The sequence below is a fragment of the Nocardia violaceofusca NBRC 14427 genome (assembly GCF_963869435.1).
GTDB lineage: Bacteria > Actinomycetota > Actinomycetes > Mycobacteriales > Mycobacteriaceae > Nocardia > Nocardia aobensis.
On the sequence record NZ_CAWMPM010000008.1, the window covers coordinates 1 to 23,134 of the forward strand.

General features: G+C 70.2%; 4 protein-coding genes. All 4 read left to right on the plus strand.

The window, feature by feature from the left end:
* Positions 1-122: 122 nt before the first annotated feature.
* On the plus strand, positions 123-18,431 hold the full coding sequence (locus AC5592_RS07945) for a WXG100-like domain-containing protein (RefSeq protein WP_063063837.1): 18,309 nt from the start codon (positions 123-125) through the stop codon (positions 18,429-18,431).
* Positions 18,432-18,531: 100 nt separating this feature from the next.
* Complete coding sequence (locus tag AC5592_RS07950; protein ID WP_084506463.1) at positions 18,532-20,160, plus strand: hypothetical protein; 1,629 nt, start codon at positions 18,532-18,534, stop codon at positions 20,158-20,160.
* A gap of 196 nt (positions 20,161-20,356) precedes the next feature.
* A complete protein-coding gene (locus AC5592_RS07955; RefSeq protein WP_063063838.1) occupies positions 20,357-22,300 on the plus strand; it encodes a hypothetical protein in 1,944 nt (647 codons plus the stop codon).
* The gene (locus AC5592_RS07960; protein WP_063063839.1) at positions 22,297-23,109 is read left to right on the plus strand and encodes an ESX secretion-associated protein EspG; all 813 of its coding nucleotides are present in this window, start codon (positions 22,297-22,299) and stop codon (positions 23,107-23,109) included. The genes AC5592_RS07955 and AC5592_RS07960 overlap by 4 nt, the downstream gene beginning before the upstream one ends.
* Positions 23,110-23,134 lie beyond the last annotated feature (25 nt).

Below are 23,134 nucleotides of genomic sequence, written 5' to 3' on the forward strand. Positions count from 1 at the left end.
TTCGCCGGAACGCACGGCCGCCTACGGCGCGGACGAGCTCCGGTTCGCGGATGCGGAGACCTATCCGGTCGAACCGGAACACCGGGTCACCGACTCCAGTTGGTGACCCGAGGTAACGGCGCATGATCGAGTTTCCCAGCTGGCTCGAGTGGCTGGGTGCGGCCATCGGAATGGAATGGCCGCACGGCAACGAAGACGATATGTGGGCGTTGGCGGGCGACTGGCACACCGCCGCCGGCGAGCTGCGCGAAATCCTGAGCCTGATGGACGACGCCAAGTCCGCCACGCTGGCCGCCTATCCATCCGGCGACGGCCAGCAGCAGATGATCGACACATTCGACAGCATGCGCCACGGCAAGGATTCGCTGGAGGCGCTGGCGGGATACTTCGATCAGGTCGGGGATTCGGTCTACGGCGGCGGTACGCAGATCGAATACACCAAGCTGATGTTCTATTCGACGCTGGTGATCACCGCCGCCGATATCGCGGCGGTATGGATCTTCCCGCCGACCGCGCCCGCGGAGGAAGCCGGCATCATCGTGGCGACCCGCGTCGCGGTGCGGATGATGATGCGCCGGATGCTCGACGCGATGGCCGGCTGGGCGGGCCGGCTGGCCGAGAACGCGTTGGTGCGCTTCATGTTCCGGCATGTGCTGCTGAACGCGGCCCTCGGGGCGATTCAGGATTTCGCGGTGCAACAGTGGCAGGTGTGGGAGGGGCACCGCAAGAGCATCGACTGGCAGCAGCTCGAGGTCACCACCTTCGCCGCCGGTGTCGGTGGCGCCGCCGGTGGCGCCTTCGGCGAGGCGATGGGCAAGAAATTCGGCAACGCCTTCCGTAACGAGGTCGGCGACGTCACCTCGAAATGGGGCGTCAATCTGACCCGCGCGGGAATCGGTGCCGGATCGGGCCTGGTCAACTCGGTGGCGGCCTTCGGCGGCTCGGTCGGCTGGCAGTTCGCCTCCGATCTGGCACACGGTGATCTGGATACCGCGCTGAAGAACCTGAAGAACACCCACGTCGATTGGCGCATGTTCAGCGCCGGTGCGATAACGGGCGGGGCGTCGGCGCTGAATCACAATTTCGCGCACAGTCATTTCGAGAATTCACCGTTCTGGAAACTGAACGCGCCGCGCGCCGATCTGGGCAATATCGGGGACCTGCACGGTGTCACCCACGACGGCACCGTGCCGAACGCGCACGTCGATCTCGCCAACGGCAACGGCGCTGTGCCACACGGTGATTCAACTGCCGGTGCGGGCGGCGAGCGGGGATCTTCCGGGCCCGTGCGCGGCGGGCCGGTGACCAATGGTCACGACAGCCACGCGGGTGCGCCGACAACGACGGCGGGCACGCATGAGCGCCCGGCATCGGAGACCGGTGGCACGCCGGAACAGACTGCGCCACAGGATCGTTCGGAAACCACCGAGAGCAGACCGTCAACTTCGGCGGCGCGTTCCGGGTCGGAGGGGGCCAGTTCGCCGTCCGAATCCGCGACATCCAGCGGTCCGGTATCCGACTCGTCACCGACTCCACCGGCCCGCAACGAGGTGCCTGGTGGCGCACACGACTCCACGACCGTGGACACCACTGGCTCGTTGAGCGGCGGCCCGCACGAAACCGCCGCTCCGGCAACGACACCCGGTTCGGAATCGGCAGCCCATGCGTCGGGCGCCACCTCTGCCGCGAGCGAAGCTGGTGCGGCGGCCGGTCCTTCCCCCTCGTCCGGCCCGGCCGAGTCGGCGAGTTCCGCCGCTGGGTCGGGTCCGGCCGCCTCTTCCGGCCCGAGTACGTCGTCCGGCCCGAGCGCGTCGTCGGGTCCGAGCGCATCCGCACCCGGAGCGTCGACAGGTTCGAGCGCGACAACCGGCGCATCGACGGGATCCACCTCAGCTTCCGGCGCCTCGCCGATCGACGCCCGCGGACCCGCGTCCGGCGGTACCGAGACTCCCCGGACCGGCGAGGTGCGCACTCCGGACGCCCGAACCGCCGCCGACGGCCGCGCCGCCTCCGATCTCGGCCGAGGTTCCGCCACCGACGCTCGGCCACAAGGCAGAGCCGGTGCGGCCGACGCGTCCGCGGCCCGCCCCGCCGCCGATCCGCGCGTCCAGGCCAAGGTCGGCGACTCCGAGGGCCCGCGCGCCGCGAGCCGAGCCGGCGGGAGCGAGGGCGAGCGGATCACCGCCAAACCGGACCGCGCGGACACCGCCCAGCCGCGAGACCGCGGAGAAGCCCCCCAACCGCGAGACCGTGGCGAGACCGCCCAGCCACGGGACCGCGCCGGTGCCGGACCGCGCACCGACCAGGGACGCGGTACCGAACCGCCGCGCGGTGCGGGCGAACGCCCCGAAACCACCCGCACGCCAACCAAATCCGACCAGCCCGTCGCGCAGAGGCCGGACCGAGCAGCCGCCCGCGACGAGACCAGAGCCCCCGACCACGAGTCCACGCCACTCCACGATCCTGAAGCGGCCGGGACGCGTGACAAGGCCGGAACACGCGACGAGGTCGAGACCCGTGACGAGCCCGCTGCACGTAACGAGGCCGGGACGCGGGACGAGACGACCGTGGGGGACGAGCCCGGAACGCGTCGTGCCGAGGAACCGGAGACCGCCGACCACGATGCGGCACAGGGTGATCGGACCGAACGTTCCGACGATCCGGCGGAGCAGTCTGCCGATACCGCGCGCAGAGACGGCGAGGATCCGCGCGATACGGCCGAGCCCGCACAAGGGGACCCCGAGCGGCGTGATGCCGACACATCCAGCCCGCGCGAGACCGACAGCGCCGAGCCTCGAGTTTCCGAGCATGCCGGTCCGAGGGATGCCGAACATGCCGGTCCGCGTGATTCGAATGGTGCACTCCCGCACGACGAGCGCGTGCCGTCCCACGAGTCCGACCAGACCGGACGAAGCGCAGACGAGTCCGTTACCGCGCGCGACGCCGACTCGTCGGTCCCTCGCGACGCCGATGCGGCCGCACCCCGCGATGCGGATGCGGGTGCGTCGAACCGCACGGACGAGCCGGGGGTGCGACACGATACGGCCGACGACGCCGCGGGCACACCGCGCGACGACACCGGCGATCCGGCGCGAGACGGGTCCCACTCCGGCAACTCGCGCGTGGAACATGATGGCACGCAAGAGAAATCGGCTGCACCTGACGAACCGCGACGGCGCCCGGCGGTCGATACGAACCACGACGGTACGGTGCGCAAACCGGTCCGCGACGAGTCCGGCGAAGAAGGCACCCGGCACGACCGCGACGACGCGAACGGTGACCGGCCCGAAGACCAGCTGGTGCCCGGGGCCCCGCCGATGCCGGCGCAGGTCGGTGATCATCAGCCGGTGCGGTCCGGGCGGAGCGAGCAGTCCGATCACGCCGGTGCGCCCGAAGCGGCGAAACCGGCCTCCGCTCGTCCGGAGTCGACCCGCGGTCGCTGTGCCGAATTGGCGCTGAAGCTGATTCGCGATCTCACCGGCAGCAAGACGATCCGGCTGCCCGAGCGGGCGGTCGGGCCGGAAGGTATGACCGCCGCGGAGGTGCAGGCCGACGCCGGTGGGCGGATGGTGAAGGTCGGCGACCACGACGCGATCGCGCGGCGCCTCTCGCGGATGCGCAAGGGGGCGTCGGCGCTGGTGGTCGACGGTTATCACGCCGGTCCGGGCCGCCGAGTCGTCGGTGCGCACGCCTACGTCATGGTCCACGAGGGCGGCGGGCGGATCGTGGTGCGCGATCCGAGTACGGGGGTGGTGACCGACCACCCGGCGCGCGTGCCCGCGGATCTGCACGACACCCACATGATCCTGTTCGACCACCGTGGGCGTCCCATCCATCCGCTCACCCCGGAACACCGCGAAGCGCTTGCGCGACAGCAGGATCCGTCCGCCGTGCGGATCCGGCAGGCGCTCGACGACAATGTCGGACGCGTCCACGAACTGCTGCTCCGAACACCCACCGGCAGAAGGATTCTCGGCGAACTCACCGACCGCCGCTACCGGGAGCACATCGATCAGGGGTCGCACAGCGACGGCAGATCCGGGTCGTTCCGGCGCCGCGACATCACGGCGGTTCTGTATGCCGAGGGACGCGGCCAGATCGCTCAGGCACTCACTCTCGCGCACGAGAGCGTGCACGCCGAGCGGTATCTCAACGGCGAATCGCCCGCCGATCGGCCTCTCGAGCTCTCGCGCGACGACTATGTGCGCGAGATGGTGCACGAGGAGGCGATGGCCTCCGGACGCCGATTCCAGTTGGCGGCGGAGTTGCGCGAACTCGGCTACGACATCGCCGAACATCCCGCCGAGGTCGCCTACCGCCATGCCTACGAGCGCGCGTTGCGCGGACTCGAGGGCACGGGAGCGCACGAGATCGCGCACGAGGTGGCGGTCGACCATCTGCGCAATTACCTCGAACATATCCCGCCCAACGACAGCGGCCGGACCTACGCCGATCACTACCGCGATATCTGGGATCGCGCGCACGACGGCGCCCGCACGCCGACCGATCGGAGCATCCGCTACGTGCCGGACGATCCGGTGGTCCGCGACCGCATCCGCTCGGCCGCTCTCGAACGGCATATCGCCACCGTCCGCCTGAACGAGCATGCGCAGGAGCTGGCCCACGTCGCCGATCGGGTGGCCGATCGCATTCCTTACGACCCGACGATGCGCCGGGATATGTTGCAGCACTTGATCTCCGATCAGCTGCGCACCATCGGCCGCGAACTCGGGCGCGACGGGCTGGCGCCCGAGCGCCGTGCCGAGTTGCAGCGGCTGGCCCACGATCTGCGGCGGATGTCGGATCTCGTCGATCGCCGGCACAACGCCCTGGCCGAGGTCGACCGGCTGCGGGCGAGCGCCGCGGCGGACGTCGCGCGGCTGCTCGGCGACATGATCGCCGACGCCCCGGGTGCGGAATTGGTCGGCGATCACTTCGCGGTGATTCCCGGTGAGCCGGACCGGATCATGGTCGCCGCGGCGCCCGGCGATCACGAGCGGGTCATGCGGGCGGCGCCGCCCGAGATCGTAGAACGACTGGCCCGCCCGGGTGCCGAGGCCGAACACCTGAACGTCGATACCCGCCACAACGGCGAGATCCGCTACGAGCGGGTCGACCAGCCGGGGCCCGCTCGAGACGATCCCGCCGAACCCGTGGAGCCGCAGGACCTCGCGGCCCAGGCGTCCGAGGCGATCATCGGCGAGCTGCGGCGGAAGCTGGCGGAGGTGCCGGTGGGCGCCTGGGCGGTCGATACCCTGCACGCGCGGGGCGTGACCATCGAACACGACTCCGGCGGCGGTCATCGCTACGAGCCCGCGCGCAACCGGCTCACCCTCGACATCGGGGGCACCGACGGCGAGCAGATGGCCGCCCTGGTGCATGCCGCCATCCATGCCGAGCGGGCGCACGAGCGCAGCACCGGCGACGGTGTGCTCGACCGCGATCGGATGTCGCGCGACGACTACGTCTCGCACATGCTGGACGAGGAAACCGACGCGCACGCAATGGAATACCACGCGCTCGCGCAGCTGCGCGAGGCGGGCCACGACATCGCGACCAGCCCGCTCGAGCGGATCTACCGCGACGCGTTCACCGCGGCTCGCGAACGGGCGGCCGCGCGGGACGATCTGCCGGGCGATGCGACGACGCGGGCCGCCGAACTGGACCGGATCGCGAACCAGGCCGGCGTCGATGCGATCCGCCCGGCCATGGGTGATCACGCGCCCGACGGCGGTGCGAGTTACGCGCACGGTTACGGCGAAGCATGGGATTCCGCGCATCCGCCCCGGGAGGACGCGCCCACCGGGCAGCCGCCTCGCCCGCCGGCCGGTCCGCCCGAGCAGCGCGACGGGGGCGGGACAAGCTATGCCAACCACTACGGCGGCGACACCGCTTACGGCATCAAGGGGTGGGTGACCGAGAGCGGCGTGCTGCACGTCGAGGTGCGTGTCGGCCCTGATACTCCGTCCGGGCGCGAGATGTTCCGGGATCTGATGAACGAACTCGGCGACCGCGTCGAGGCGATCCAGGCCGAATGGTTCGACGGCGGGGCGCTCACCGACAATCTGGACAGTTTCAACGCGGGAGTGCAGGAGGGGCTCACGCCGCAGGAGGCCGCGCGCCGGACCTTCACCGGCACCCTCGCCGAGGAGCTGGGCTACACCGAGGTCACCTTCGGGGATCCGGATCTGCCGGGCGATTCCGGGCTCGAAGGACGGTTGGGCGAGAACACCGGCGTCACAGTACTTTTCCGGCATCCCGAAGGGGTCGACGGCGCACCGCACGTGGACAGTCCGGAGTTGCCCGACGGTGCCGGCGGTGCGGGTCGTCCGCCCGGCGAGACGCCTACGCCGGGTGCGGCCCCCGGCGAGCCACCGCGGCGAGGTGAGGTCGTCGTGACCGTCGACGGTGAGCACGTGCGGTTGCGGCTGGTCGCCGACGGCGGCGGGCGGTGGCGGGTCGAGTCCGTGGAGCCGGTCCGGGAAGGCGAGCAGGCGGCCGGCGGTGAGGTCGAGCCGGCGAAACCCGGCCGGCTGCGTTCGCTGTGGCAGCGGTTCACCGGCGGGTACGAGGGGCACTATCCGAAATATCCGTCGGGCAGTGGTCAGGACGGCAAATATCAGACCGAGATGACCGAGGATTTCGGGCATCTGTTCGATATTCACGCGCTCGAGACCCTCGGCGACCACGACATCAGCATCAATTACGCGCGGTTGCTGAAGGAGTCGTTCACCCTCTGGATCAACCGTGAGCACGCGCCGCTGCTGAACCACCTCATCGCTCGGATGGATCTGCAAGCGGGCGAACACATTCCGATGCACGCCCGCGACGGGCGGGAGTACGCGTACTGGAACGAGGACGCGGACCCCGCCGAGGTCGCGGCGATGCACAAGTATCTGCGCGATATCGGCCTCGGTCATCTGGTCGACGAATCGCAGCCGCACGACCTACCCGGCCGTGCCGCGCCGCAACTCGGCGAACCCGAAGCGCCGCAGGGCAATCCGGCCGATGATTTGCGTGCCGCCGCCGATCGTCTGGGCGTCGATCTGTCCGATATCAGTTCGGAAACGCTGCGCCGCGCACTCGATACCGCCGAATACCAGAATCTACGCCGGGCCGCCGTCATCGAAGCCCTGCGCGACGCGGCACATCGCTACAACGCCGAGCACGCCGATATCCCGTACCGGCCGCAGTCGATCACCGACCACAATCCGCTCGGGCGCTTCCTCAAGGAAGTGATCATCGCCCAGGGTGACGATCCCGGCCTGCTGAACTGGCGTGGCGTGAACAACGGCGCCGAATCGGGCCGCGACTTCGACGTGCTGAACGTCGAGAACCCGGACGAGCGCATCGAATACGACCCCGACGACGAGTCGGGCCGCGACCAGGGCCTGCGGACGTATTTCGAGAATGCGCTGCGGCGCGACCAGATTCGCGACGAGCGCGCGACCTGGGCCGACCTGCTCGCCGCCGAATTGTCCCGGCTCGAACCGGATCAGCTCGACCGCGCATTGAACGACCTGCGCGACGGAGTGCACGAACGAGCCGGGGCGATCCGCGATTTCGCCGACCGGGTCGCGCAATTCCGGGACCGCTTCCCCGCCAGCGATGTCCGGGAATTGCCGCCGGAGCGACCGGGCGAGCCGGGCCGGTTGGTGATCCTCGACGTGCACGGCGACCACGAACAGACGCTCGCCGGCGCGCTCGATCGCCATCCCGGGCTCGCCGCGCGCCTCAACAACGGTGAGGTGCGGGCGGAGAAGTGGACCGTCGTCGTCGACGCGAACAATCAGGCGCACGTCCGTCACCTCGGCGATATCGAGGGACGGGCGATCTCGGTGGACGTCGAGGGCCGGCATCTGGACGGACTGCTGGTCCACGACGCCGACGGCAACTGGCACGTCACCCAGCCGCCCGCCGAGCCTGCCCCGGTCGCGCCGCACGCCCGCACCCCCGAGCGAATCCGTTCCGTGCGAGACGATCTCGCGCGCGAGCTCGGCCTGGACCCCGACCAGATCACATCCGAACTCATCGAACACGAACTTCGCGCCAACGACCTGCGCGCCCTCCAGATCGAGGCGCTGCTGGACCACGCGCGCAGCAGCGACGCCATCGAGACCTTCCACGATCTGGCCAACGCGCGCGACCGGCTCGCGCAGACCAGCGGTATCGACGACGCGCAACACGCGACACCCGAGCGGGTCGCCGACTCGATCGCCGACCGCGGCACCCGCAACGCGCTGCGCAAACAGCAGGTCGAGCAGCTGGTCAAGTACTACGACAAACTGGCGAGCTATCTGAAGGGGCGCGGCGAGGATCCGGCTCACCTGGTCGAGGCCCGCGACAACCTCGTGCGCGCTCTCGGCGGCGAACCGAAGGACGTCTTCCCGAAGAAGTACTCGAAGGAACTCGACTATCAGCGGAATCCACAGGGAATCGACCCCGGTGAGCTGACCTCGCTGATCCGCGGGCGGCTCCGCGACCCCGGCACCGCCGCGGCGCTCGCGGATTTCGTCCGGACCCTCGCGGACACGGACCCGTTCACGAACGGATTGCGTTTCGATCCCGGGACCGACCCGCGGGTGTTCGACGGTGAAGTGCCGATGCACGATCCGGAGGCGCTGACCCACCTGCGGGAGGTCATCGGCGACGGGCAGCGACTGTTCGGCGCGCCCGACCCGGATCAGCCGGTCGCGTCCGGATCACGGCCGAATCGCGATTGGGCCCGGCTGCTCGGCCACGACCTCACCGACGCCACGCCGGAACAGTACGTGCGGGCCTACGAGGCCTACCGCGACGGCAAGATCGAGAAGCACGAGCGGCTCACCCCGGCGCAGCGGGAGCAGGTGCAGCGCGAACTGCGCGACGAGGTGCGGCAGCGGGCCGCCGATCTGCGGGCGCTGGCGGAACTGAACGATCGTTACCACCAGGCGGTCGCCGACCTGCCGGAGAACCGGCAGGCGACCATCGATCGGATCAGCCGGGAATGGGCGGCGGCGTGGACCGAGCGCGAACGGGCCCGCAGCTATATCGAGGACCATGCCTACGAACTCCGCGTCACACCGGAGGAATTGCTGTCCGACGGCCTGAAAGACGGCTCGGCCCTGCACGATCTGTTCGGTGAACTCGGTTCGCGCACCGTCCGGGGTGAGAATCTCGCCGACTATCGACGGCGGTTCGAGGAGTTCTCGCGCAGGCACGACGCGCTGTTCGAGGCGACACGCAGATTCCACGACAACGATGTGCGGGTCGCGGATCTGGACGCGGAACTGCGCGCCGCCGTGGAACGTGATGTGGAGCTGTCCGAAGGCGACGACGGCGCGGCCGCCGCTCCGCCGCATGGACCTCCGTCGAAGCCGCCCGGTTCACCGGGCGACGGGGCGCAACCGCCGGAGCCCGAGGGCGGGGACTCGGATGGTGTGGATTCCGATGCGACCGCACCTCCGCGTATCGAATCGCCCACCGAGTGGGGCATGCGGATGCGCGCGGAGAATGCGAGCTGGGACGCGCGCATGGCGGCCCGGCATGCCGTGCGCATGCGCGAACTCGCCGACGAGATGGTCGCGCGCGATCCGGACGGTCCCGAGGGCGCCCGGTCCTGGGCCGCTCGGATGCGCGCCGATCAAGCGGAATGGGAGGCGCGGCAAGCCGCCGAGCACGCCGACTGGCTATGGAAGATCGTCGGCGACCACCGCGGGCCCGCCGATCCGTCTCCTCCGCCATCGAGCGGCGAGCCGAAACACGTTGCAGCCGAATCGAAATTGGGAACACAGGCGACAATCCCGGACGGTCCTCAGCCGGAGGGCGGAGACGCTGCGGCGCGAAAGTCGGACGCCGACGAGCCGGGGCCTGGAGACGTCGCCGCACCGAAGCAGGTGACCGACGGTGAGCCCGCACCGAAGGCAGATGACGACGGACAGATCGACGCCGCGCTTGCCCGGCAGGTTGCCGCGCACGACGAGTTGCGCCGGATCGCAGGGGAACTCGGCCTCTCCGATCACGGCAACGCGCGCGATCTGGAGGCGGCGATCCTCCGCCGGATCGAGGAGGAGTCGGCCGACCATCAGGCCACCATCGCCCGCAACGATCTGCGTCCGGACCAGTGGGCCGCCGCCCGCGATCGGGCCCAGCAGCGGCTGAACGAGCTGTACCGCCTGCGCCGCGAGACGATGCGCGCCGCCCGGGACTACCAAGCTGCCCGGATCGAAGAACGGCAACTGCGGGCCGCGAACCCCCAGCGCGCACAGGGATCCGGCGAGCGAGCGTCCGGCGACGGTCGCCGCCCTGCCACCGAACCCGGTGACGCCGACGCGCCGGATGCAGAAGGCTCCGTGGTGAGTCGTGCCGAGCAGCGGACCGCCGATGGGGAGGGTTCTGCCGCGAACCGTGACGACCGGAGCGCATCTGATGAAGGTGCTGTGGCGGCTGGTGACGAATCTGTCGCGAAGCCCGGTGCGGAGCTGCCGACTGTCAACGAGTGGTCCGCGAAAGAACGCGGAGACGAGGGCGAGGAGCCGGGTGCCGATTCCGGTGACGACGGCACGGGTGGCTCGCCCGCGAAGCCGGGTGGCGACCGGCCCGGTGGCGCGGCGCCGCAGGCGGACGCGGAACCCGCGCCCGATGCGGCCGGTGGTGGGATCGACGGTGGCGCCGGTGGTAAGCCTCCGGCGGGTGGAGGTTCCGACGAGGGCAGCCCGCCAACGGACGGCGGCGATAGCGCCGAAAACCTGCCGGTGCAACAGGATTCGGACACTTTGCCGCTTCCGCGCCGGTCGGACCCGCCCGCGCCGCACGGCGGCGAACGGCCCGCGCGTGAGGCGTGGGAGCAGAACGGTCCGCAGCGTGAGCATCGTCCGGTGACGCGTGCGTTGCGTAAGGCGCTGCGGGATCTGGCGGATGCCGGTGCCACGCGGGCCCGCGCCTGGACGCGAATGACCGCCCGTGCTCATGATCTCGGCTTGCGGCCGGAGGAGATCCGGCGCGAGATCCTGCGCGAGACGATCGCCCGCACCGCCGATGCCGCCGGCACCGCGCCCGCGATCCGGAACGAATTGCGTGATCTGCTGGGCGATCTCGACCGCGGCGCGCCCCGGCTCGAGGTGGATCGGCGCGCCGCGCGCCTGGGTGTGGCGCTGCCGTCCGACCATCAGGTCGCCGATGCGATCCGCGATCGGCTGGCACCGCCGGCCCAGCGGCGTGCCGAACTGTCCATCGAACTCAACGATCGGCGCACCGTCGACCTGGGCCGGCTCGAGCGGCTCGCCCGGGAATTCGGCGTCGATCCGGACGGGCTGTCGCGACCGGAACTGCAACGTGCGGTCCGGGATGCGGTGAACGACCATCGCGCCCCCATCTCCGAGCGGCAGCGCCGCGCGAGCGTCGAGCTGGTGGACCGGTATCGCACGGCGGCGGCGAACGAATCCGCTCGCCGGGCCGCCGCCCAGCATGCCGCAGAACGCGAAATGCTGCAGCTGCGAGCAGGTTTCGACGATCGCGGCCCGCGCATCTCCGGCGTCTCCTATCGCCGCTTCCGCTTCGACGCCCCCAACCACATGCGGGTGGACGGCGCACCGGGCGAGCGCGGCCGGTGGGTCGGTGTCGGCGCGGGCCGCGATCCGGAGCTCCGGTTGCCCGCGCGGGAGCGGGTCCGGCATGCGGCCGAGGGGTTCGACGCCGTCTACTACCGGCTCGAACTGGACCACAACGGCCGGATCTGGGTGAGTGAGCACCATCCGGTGTCGACGGAACCCGTTGCCACGCGGCCGGCTCCGGCGCGCCGTCCCGGTGACTGGATCGCCGGCGGCGAGCACGAACACGAGCCGAGCACCCGGGCGTTGCGCAGACAGCTGCGCGACCTCGGCGCGGAGCTGGGCCGGCGAAACGATCAGGTGGACAGAAACTTCGCCAAGATCGTGCAGCTCGCCGAACATCTGGGCATCGACGACGCGTGGCGGATGCGGCCGCGCGAGCTGGCCGGTGCGGTACGCGATCTGATCGTCGGGCGCCGGGCGCGGGCCGACGAACTGTGGAACCGCGCGGACATCCCACGGGCCGATCTGCGGAAGTTCTTCGAGGACCGCCGCGCCGAGGAAGCGCGAGCCGAGGAGACCGAATCGCTCGGCGAGGCCCTGCTGGGACTGTTGCGGGTGCACGATCAGACGTTGGTGGCCGCGCGTGACCGGGTGGCGGCCGACGCCGCGCTACTCGCTGCCCGCGATGTCCTGGCCGGCCACGACGGCATTCCGCTGGACGCCGGCGGACGCCCCGTGGACCCGGCGAATCCGAAACCGGAAGTGGCGCGGCTGGTTCCGGGCCGCGACGGCGCACCGGACCGGCTCGTGGTGGTGGCGCCGGGCGCCGATCCGGATCATGTCCTGGATCCCGCTGTCCGCCGCGCAGTGCTCGGTGACGACGGCGAATTCGTGTTCCGGCAGGTTCGCGTGGATGCCGACGGCCGCGTTCGGTTCGACGACATGCACCAGCCGCCATCGCAACTCGACGCGGCCGGCCGCCGGCCCGCCGAACTCGAGCAGCCGCAGCGGACCGGAACCGAGCCGCAAGCGCCTGACTCGGCCGAGCCGCATGCGGAGCGGCCCCGACCGGCGGAGACCGCGCCGGTGGCCGATCCGCAGGCCGCTCTCGACGCCAAGGTGCGCGAACGTGCTCACGTGGCAGCCGATCTCGAGTTCTGGCGCACCAAGGTCGACCATCGCGCCGACCCGTTCGGCGATGTGGATCTGAGCCGCAACCGCTGGTCGGAAACTCTGCGCCAGTTGCGCGCGGACACCGGGCGCTACGTCAGCGACAGCGCGGGCCCGGACAGTCCCGACGTCGCCCGGCACGAGCAGCTCAATCCGGAGCAGGAGCGCGAACAGACCGACCACGTGGACAAACTGGCCGAGGCGCTGGACCGGCTGTTCCATTTCGAGGACCGGCTGGACGCCATCGACCGCGAGATCCACGATCTGGAGCAGCGGGGCGCCCGCCACGACGCGTCGCAGGCCGAGGCGGTCCGCGACGAACTCGGCCGGGTGGCCGACGACCATCGCGCGGCGGTGCAGCGGGCGAAACCGTTGCGCCGCATCAGGGATGAGCTGTCGAGGCTTCTCGACGATCCCGCGCAGCGCACACCGGAGAACCTGCGCCGGCTCGCCGACGCCGAGGAAGCGGTGGAGCGCGCCGAACACCGGATCGACCACTTCAACGACGAGCGGGTCGCGCTCACCGGTGCGTGGCCCGAGGCCGTCGCCGACCACTGGCGGGCCGCAGTGGGCACGGATGAGACGCCGGCATTGCGCCGGATCAGCGAGAACGTGTGGCTGGACCACGGTCGTGCACCCGATGAGGACGGTACCGGCGCCCGCCCGGCGCGCTTCATCGTCGTCGCCGGACGGGCCGGATTCGACCATCCGGACGTGCCGGGCCGTGCCGACGATCCGGCCGGTCCGCGCCGGCCCGCCGACGATCGATTCGACGCGCCGCTGCTGGATGCGCTGGCCCGGCATCCCGATCTGGCTCCGCTGCTGAAGGATCCGGCCACCACCATCGATCGGCTGACGGTCACCGGTGAACTGACCGGCGGCGATCGTGACGGCGCCGGTCAGATCCGCGCTCGGGTCGAGACCATGGCGCCGGTGGAGATCGAGCGCACGGGACTGCCCGCGCACGGCCGCCTGGGCGAGGACACTCTGCCGTTCGCCGGCGACACGATGGTGCGCTGGCGCGGCGCCGACGGACAGTGGCACGACACGAGAGAGGGCCAGGCCCGCGGTTTCCGTGCCTACCAGCCGGAACTGCCACGCGGCACCAAGCTGGACAAATACTGGCAGAAGGAGGTCGACGGCTGGCGGCTGCCGCCCAAGGGATGGGCGGCTTTCGGCGGTACGGACAACTCCCACATCCCGTACCGGCAGCGCGAGGAGAAGATGCCGGACGGATTCAGCGGCACACTCGGCGCCGAACCGTTCCAGAACATGGTGGAGCCGTTGGTACTTCGGCTGCTCACCGATCACTGGCCGGAACTGAGCTACGAGCAGATCCTGACGCTGAGCGAAGCCGGCCGCGCCGAACTGTGGTGGCATCAGGGACCCGGACCCAAACCGGAACCGCCGCCGGGCTGGGACGAAGAGGCCCATCACGGCATGCCGCTCGACGGCGCGCTCTACACCATCGGCAAGCGGTGGGTGCAGCTCTACGACATGGCTCGCAAACACCCGTGGGTGCTGGGTCCGCTGCAGCGCCGGCCGGAGATCGGGGAGTGGGTGCGCGGACACACCACCTGGCTGCCCGACGGCGCGTTCGATCCGGATCATCCGGTGCTGCGCAAGATCCCGGTCGTGCGCTCGTTCCGCGGCTGGAAGGGCTGGCGGGCCGGGCCCCGGATCGATCTGCAGCCGCCGCATCGACCGTGGTCGGCCGCCGATCACGTGCCGCCCCGCGACCGGGTGGAGTGGTCCACGCCGCGTCAGGACCGTGATGTCGCGCGCTGGGATGCGGTGCAGCGCTGGGCCGATCGCGTGATCGGAGGATTCGCCGACGATGCCGGCAATGCCGATGTGCACCGGATCGTCGACCTGCTGACCCGGGCTCGCGATCCGCTGCTGGACCCCGCCGATCCCGGCGGCGCCCGGCTGGAGGCGCTGAACCTGGCGCGGCATCCGGACGGCACTCCGCTCACCCGCGCGGAACTGACCGAGCGCATCCAGTTGGTCAAGGACCACCTCATGCGCAACGAGATGTGGGTCCGCGACCACGCCGATCCGACGGGCCGGATGGTCAAGAAGACCTACGACCGGCTCCCGCACGTGGCCGACGCCTGGCTGCGGCTCACCGGTGAAGGCGACGGCGACGGCCGGACCACGCCGTACAACGAAGATCTGCTGCTGCTCGACGACGCCTACGTCGAGGCCGAGTACCTCGCCGACCACGACGACGCCACCTGGCACGACGCCGACCTGGAAGCGGCCCGGCACGGGTACGACTGGGACACCAACCGGCGCCGCCTGAGCGGACATCTCGTGATCCGCGACGGCGTGCCGGTCCATCCCGACGAACTGCCGCCCGATGCGCCCGAGCACGACCGCGACAAGACACTGCGGATGTCGCGGATTCCGTACGCGGTCGACGCACCCGCGCCCGACCCGTCGTGGCTCTCACCGCGCGAACGCCGCGCCGCCGAGATTCTCGACGAAACCGGTGCGCGGCAACGCTTCCCGGGGTTGCCGCGCGATCCGGTCGCGGCACTGAAGGAATTGGCGGCGCGCGATGCGGGACCGCTGCGCGCCCTGCCCGCCCCCGGTGCCCGAGACCCGCTGCTGGATCTGCTGCTGCATGCCGGCCGCGTGGAACAGCTCGCCGACGCCGCCGACCCGGGCGAGCGCTTCGTCTGGGCCGAACGCCTCGGCGAACCCGAAGCCGCGGTCGAGCCGAGGCAACTGCCCGACACTCTCCGGCGCCTGCGCGGCGATCTCACCCGCCGATTGGACGACCTCGGCGCGGCCCGGCCCGATGAGCGGGCCGGCGAGACGAATCGGGCCCGGCCCGCTCTCGGTGGTCCGGACGAAGGCGGCACGGACGAGGGGGATACGGGCGCGAGCGGTGTGAAACCGGATCGCCCGGATCGCCCTGGTTCGGATTCCGGTGGTGCGGTGGCGCCGCATCCGGGTGAGGGCCGGCCGGCATCCGGCGACGGCCCGCTGCGGCAGCCCGGGCCGATGGAACCACACGAATTGTCCTCGGGCCGAACCGAAGTCGAGCGGCTCGCGACCGAACGTGCCCGTCTCGCCGACGACCTGGGCCTGTTGCGCGCCGAACGGGACGCCGCCACCGGCAGCGAGCGGGAGCGCGCCGCACGAGCCTACGAGGAGGTACGTACCCGGGTCTTCGCCCTCACCGAGCGAATCACCGATGTGGCCGGACCCGATTTCCTCGCGGCGCAGGGTGCGCGGCCGGTGACGAACCGGGTCGGAATCATCGACGGCGACCATCCGATGGTGATCGTGGTCGGCCTGCGCTCCGACGGCTCCGGTGGGTCTCCGCACCGTGCCGTACTCGATGCCGCCGTCGTCGCTCATCCGGAACTGGCACAGGCTCTGGCCGATCCGGACGTCGAGATCCGGTACCTCCGCCTGACCGTGGATTCCCAGGGCCGGGCCTTCGTCGCCGCCTTGGAAGCGCCGCCCCAGGCGCCGCGTCCGCGGCAACCGGGCTCCGGAACCACGCCGCCCGTGACGGAATCGAATGCCCACCGCATTCCGCCCGCTCCGGACGAGACCGGTGCCGCACCGCACCGACCGGACCGCGACGAGCAGGCACCCGCCGATCCTCCGCCCGGAGAAGCCGGTGCCGAACCGGGCGGTACCGCGAAAAATGAGGCGGATTCAGCGAATACGCCGAGCCTCGCTCCCGACGGTGGACGTCGGGAGTCCGGCGGGGCCGGTGGTGTCGACAGTGCGCCCCGCGCACCGCATGGTGCCGACGGTGCGGTCGGCGGCGAGCATCGGGACCTTGGTGCTGCCGACGGTGTTCTCGACGAAGCGGAGAGTCGGCCGAATGAGGACGACACCGAGGCCGGTAAGGCGGGAACCGACGAAGCTCCGGAAGGCAGTCGGAGCAGGCCGGGGCATGCCGACGACGGTGGAGAGCGGCCGGTAGCACCGGTGCGCCCCGGCCTCGCTTCGGAAGGTGAAGGGAGCGAATCGGATACGGCTCGCAGATCGCCGGGCGATGCCGACGCCGGGGAATCCGGGGGCGGAACGGGTACCGCCCGGCGGGCGGGGCAGCAGCCGCCGGACGGTGGTGAGCCCGATCGTGCGGGCGGCGCGAACCCGCGTGCACGCGATCCGCGCCAGCCGTACATCACGCCGGTCCCGCACGTCCCGCACGACGCCGAATTCGAGTGGCCGGATTACACACCGAAGCGCATCGACGTCAACCTCCCGCCCGCCCCGATTCCGACCCCGCCGCCGCATCAGCCGCCGCCGCATCAGCCACCGCCGCATCAGCCACCGCGAAAGCCCGGCCCGGGACAGCCCGGCGTAGGTCATCACGACCCGGACGGTGGCCATCACGACCATCACGACCATCACGGTCACGACCCCGATCACGACCCCGATCACCGAGGGCACGGCCCCGGGCATGATCACGGTCATCACGACCACGACGGAAATGACCACGATCACGGTGGCCACGACCATCACCACAGCGGCCGCGGCCACAACGGGGATCCTGGCCACGGTGGCCACGAGCACGACGACCACGGTCATGACCACCACCACGGCGGCCACGGCCATCACGGGGATCACGGCCACGGTGGGCACGAGCACGGCGGCCACGGTCATGACCACCACCACAGTGGCCACGGTCATCACGGGGGTCACGACCACGGCGGCCACGAGCATGGTGACCACCATCATCACGGCCACCACCACCATCTGCCGGGTTCGCAGGCCCACCCGAACATCCCGGTACCGCCGTGGCTTTCGGACGCAGTCGCCCCGGGCAATGCCGCCTCGCAACCGTTCCCGCTGCCGAGCGCGGGTACCGAGCGGAATGTGAACCCCGCTGCGACCGGGCTCAACCCGTTCGGTGCACCGCTGGGGGCGCTGCCTCATACGGCTGAACCTGCTATCCCACAGCAGGTTCCGCAGCAGCCGGCCCTTGAACCGCATGTATCCGACGGTTCACACGCAGCGATCCCGCCGGATCATGGCGTCGAGCAGGGCCCTGGCGCCGCCGACCGGTACGGCAATGGAAACCACCGCGGCACCGGATACGATCCGGGAGCCGGATACGGGAATGTCCACGACCGGCGATTCCCGGTCGATCGCCCGTTCTCCCTCGGTGATCCGGCCGTCGGCGCAACGGGAAACTCTCAGGTACAACCGGTTCCGGCTGACCAACCGCAGAACAACTTCCCGCAGAACGGTTTCCCACCGTTCGCACCACCGATGCCGAACGGCAACAACGCGGCCTCCGCCTCCACTCCGGCACGTCACCACGCGCACCCGACCGGCGCGCCGACTGCCGCACCGTCCCGAATCCTGGTGCAGGAGTTCAACGGTCATCGTTGTGCGGAGGTCGATCCGCTCACCGGGTCGCTGCACGAGTCGGCCGAGCCGATGGGCCCGTTCAGTGGGGTGTACGGCGATCTCGACGGCGTGGAGTTCGTCTTCTTCCGCACCGAGGATCGGCTGTTCCTGCGCGTCGCGGGGCAGTTGATCGATGCCGATGATCTGGCGGTCATCGTGCACTGGCAGCGCGCCGGGCGTCGGCATACCGAGTTCACCGTGACCCGGGCGGGACTGGCGGTGTGCACGGTGCGCTACCGCCAGCGCAAACCGGAACTCGACCTCGGCTTGTGGATTCGCGATGTGCTCGACAATCCCGCCCGCCGTACGCAGATCTTCGCCGAAGTCCGGGGTGTGCGGTGAAAAGCGCAGCACCGCACACTGTTACCGAGCATCGCACCGATGAGGATGTCCGCAACCGGCCGCGCCGGACGATGGACGCGAACGAGGAGAACACCGCGACGTGACCCGCCCCGATGAGCACAATCCCGATTCGCAACCGGAATCCGATCCGGATGCCACACCGGCGTCGGTCCGACCGGTCAGCACACCGGCGGCCTCCGCACCGGATCCCGCAGACGACCGGGCCGATCTCCCGTCGCACGACCAAGCGGTCTCTGCCTCCGACGACGAACCGGACGTCGGCTTCACCCTGGGTGGCGGCAAGCCCGAATCCGTCGCGGCGGCAGTGGATCCGGAGGCTCGCGCCCGGGAATTGGCGCACGGGATCGCCCGCGAATTGGCGGCGGTCGCGCCCGAGGGCTGGCACGAGCTGACCGCTGTCTTCGCCATCACGGTGGTGGTCGGCGGCGGTGAGGTCGTCTTCACCGACGACCAGGACCGCATGTTGCGCGCTGATCCGCCCGACTCCGTCCTGGAGCTGGTGCGCGAACACCGCGATCTGTCGGCGGCCTTCGCCAGCGGTCCCTGGTGGCGCCTGTTCGTCCGATTGGATCGGGCGGGACATCTCCAGGTGGACTACGACTACGGCGACGAACCGTTCCCCGACGATCAACTGCTGGCGCCGGAGGCGTATCTGGCGGATCTGCAGGCGTATCCGCGTGATCGGGTGCCGGTCTGGCTGGGCGCCTATATCGGGCACGGAGACCGGCAGTCCCGCCCGCCGGCGGTCGCGGCCCGGCAGGCTCGCGCCGATCGAGCCGCGGGTGTGGTGCCCGAGGTGTCGGATGACGACTTTCCCGATCTGTCCACACTGTGGAGCCGGTGGGCGGTGATGGCGGCCGCCTTCGTCGCCGCCGGATCACAGTGGGGGCCGCGCGTACTGCCCTCGCTGGGCTGGTTCGAGGGCGCCCGGCGCGGCGGCAGCACGCTGTATCTCCTGCCCGGCGGCCGGGCCGTACTCTCCGGCGGGGTGTGGGAGGCGCCGGCGCTCGATGCCGCCTACAACGGTGGCGCACCGCTGCCGGGACTGTATGCCGGTGCACCGGAATGGGTGTCGAATTCGGTGCTCAATCCGCGCTTCGGCGACGGGTTGCTGTCGTTCTGCTATTGGTTCGAGGACGGACGGTGGTATCGCGGTGAGTCGCCGTCGGCCGATCACCTCAGCGACGCGCTGCCGGGCGTGTGGACCTCGGCCACGGTCGCGCAGGTCATCCGTGGCCTGATCGACGGCGAGGCCGACGACGAATTGCGCTCCGCGGTGGACACGCTGGTCGCCGCAGCCGAGGCGAATGTGGTGACCCGCGAGACCCTGGTCGCCGTCTTCGGCGACGACGGCGGCTTCGATGTCGACGGCGCTTTCAACCAGCTCACGCTGGCCGGTGCGACGTCGACGGGTCCGGCGCCGCTACCCGAGCCCGAGGCGCTCGAGCGGGTGCGCGGTCATCTCGACGAGGCCGGGATCGCGACGGACGGATATCCGCTGGATCGTTTGCACGCGGATCGGATCTCGGTGGGCTGGATGGTGTACGTGCCCGCCGAACCCGACGAGGTGGCGATCGGGCGGGCCGTGTTCTACGTCGCCGACGACGGCGTGCTGGAACAGTCCTCGTCCTCGATCGCGCCGTCGGTGTATGTCGAGGGTTTCGAACAGCGGTTCCGGGAGCGGCGCGGCGCCCTGCGGGCCGGATGACACTCGCCGCCGGTGTTTCACCCCGCGTTCAACCGCCGTTGCCGCCGGTGTTGCTCGCAGGTCGCAGCATGTTCGAAAGATGATGCGGGACTTGCTATTCGGCATACCGGTCGGGACGGGGGACCACCTCCGGCCGGTATCGCCGACGGGGTGAACGCGCCGCGTCCGCTGGTATCGAATTCGAGGAGCACGACCGATGGCGCCCGATCCGACTACGCCCGTCGCTACGGGTAATCCGTGGCCGGCGTTGAGTGACTACACGAAGAACCACACGTCCGGCAAGGATGCGTTGAAGTTCGAGCCGGACGTGGCCCTGGAGGTGGCCGCGGCCGCGGAGAGCACGATCGCCGCGCTGAAGACGTTGCAGCTCTACACCGACGACCTCACCGCCGGCTCGCCGGTGTCGAATCTCGCGTCGGGTACCGCGCTGGGCAAGAAGTTCGGTACCGAGGCCACCGATCTGAAGACGGTCTTCGAGGACCACAAGACGATCCTCGGCCAGATGATCGACACGTTCATCGCGGCCGGCAAGGCCTACGGCAAGATGGACGGCTTCAACTCCGCGCTGCTCGACAACGTCAGCGGTAAACCGGACTACATGTGGGACGCCGACGGCCTGGATCCGATGGGTGATCCGCCGAAAGTGCCGGGGACCACCGACGATTTGAAGAATCCCGTCAACGCGATGGACAACAAGGCGGGATTGCAGTCGTTCCAGTCCTCGACCATCAGTCCCGAAGCGCCCGACTACATGAGCTGGTACGACCTGTTCCAGGTCGGCAACTACATCCGGGTGAACAAGGTGGCCGAGAATCTCGCCAACCACGCGGGCACCTGGTGGTGGATGGCGACCGAGGTGAACAAGGTGTACTCGGATCTGCTCAACAAGATCGACTCGGTGACCGTCGACAAGTGGAGCGGGCCGGGTAAGGAGACCGCGGTGGCGGCGGTGCAGGCCTACGGCAAGAGCATCCCGGGGCTGTCCACCGCGATCAGGGGCACCGGCGATCTGCTCGTCTACAGCTCTGGGTGGTTGAACGAGACCCAGTACAGCATGCCGCCGAACAACGAAGCCGACGCGAAGACGCAGCAGCAGTGGATCCAAACCGTTCGCGAAAGTTTCCGGCGCACCTATGTCTTCGGGATGAACCAGTCCTCGTCGCACGTCCCGGTACTGCCCGCGGCCGCCGCGGCATTCGGCCAGATTCCCGCCAACCCGTACAACCCGACCGGCCAGAACCCACCGGGCAGCCAGAATCCCCCGGGCAGTCAGAACCCGCCCGGTAGTCAGAACCCGCCGGGCGGCAGCACCCCACCCGGCGGCTCGACCCCGCCGGGCGGTACGACTCCGGGCGGCACACCCGACGACGCGCAGGCCAAGGCCGCGCAGCAGGCGGCGGCCCGGCAGCAGCGGGAGGCGTTGGCGCAGCAGCAGAAACAGGCCGCGGAATTCGAGAAGCAGCAGAAAGAAGCCCAGCAGCAGCACAAGGAACAGCAGCAGCAACAGAAGCAGCAGGAACAACAACAGAAGCAGCAGGAACAGCTGCAGAAGCAGCAGGAGCAGCAGCAGGCGGCCGCCCAGCAACAGCAGCAACAGCAGCAGGTCATGTCCGCTGTCCAGCAGCTGATGTCGGCCGCGCAGCAGGGCGTGCAGCAGTTGATGCAGGCGTTCCAGCAGGTTGCCCAGACCCTGACGCAGCAACAGCAGCAGGACGCGCTCGCCAAGGCCGGACTCGGTGATATTCCGGGGCTGAGTATTCCGGGTATGGACGGTTCGGATCCGCTGTCCGCCCTGGCCGGAGGCGGTGCGGGCGGCGGCGGTGGCGGTGTGCCCGGCGGCGGTGCCGGGGTGCCGGGGCTGCCCGCGCTCAGTCGCGATCTGGCGCAGGCCTCCAAGTTGTTCCCGCGGGCGAGCACGCTCAGCACGGCGCTGAGTGCCAACACCGTCGATTCCGCGACCGGCCGGGCCGGCGCCGCGCCGATGGCCGGCACTCCCGGATCGCCGGGGGCGGCCGGTGCGGGCGCGCAGAATCAGCAGGGCAAGGAGCACAAGCGGCCCGCCTATCTGGATTCGGTCGAGCATCTCGAGGACGCGCTCGGCGATGCGCCCGTGGTCGTGAAACCGGTCGTCGAGAAATGACACGCAGCTGGAGCTTCACCGATCTCGAATTCGTCGTCCTGTGGCGGCATTTCGGTGACGAGGGGCCACCGCGTCCATTCGTCTACACCACCGACATTCCGCTGGAGGACGACTTCCAGCGCGAATGCACGCGGCTGCGCGACCGGATGCTGGCGCGGCCCGACCACACCCTGTTCGACGCGGTGCGCGACTGCACCCGGCCCGATCTCGCGGTCCTGGTCACGGGATTCGACGGCCACGACCCCCATCGCGGCGAGGGGGTGGTCCGCCTGCTGGCAGCCCGGCGCGAGGACCGCGGCTACCTGCTCACCCAGCTGCCCGGCCGCACCCTGTTGCACGCCGGGGGATTCACGATGGTGCAGTGCGATCCGCTGCGGCTGGCCGATATGGTCGCGGATGCGCTGCCGCCGGTCGACGCGGGCGTCTCCGGGCACATCCTGCTGCCGCCCGATCCGGAATCGGCGGCAGGCGCCGCCGAAGCGCACTACATATCGGCCGACAGCGCGGGCGGCGCCCCGCAACTGTGGGACAGCTACGACGAGCCCGCCGACGCCGCCGGGCAGCGCTTTCTCGATATCGTCCCGGAACGCTCCGGGACGATCGAAATCGCCCAGGGCGTCTCGCGTTTCGGCCCGCGTGGTCGTACGGTCCGCCATCTGGACTGGCGCGACCTGTCCGGCGACGGCCGCTACGTGATCCAGGCGGGCCCGCCGCGCACCGCCACCGGCGTGGACCGGCAGGGACTGATCGCCGCCGTCAACGCCGAGATCATCACCGTCGTCCGCGCGATCAAGGACGAGCGCGTCTGATCCCGCGGCCGGACGAGCCGAATTC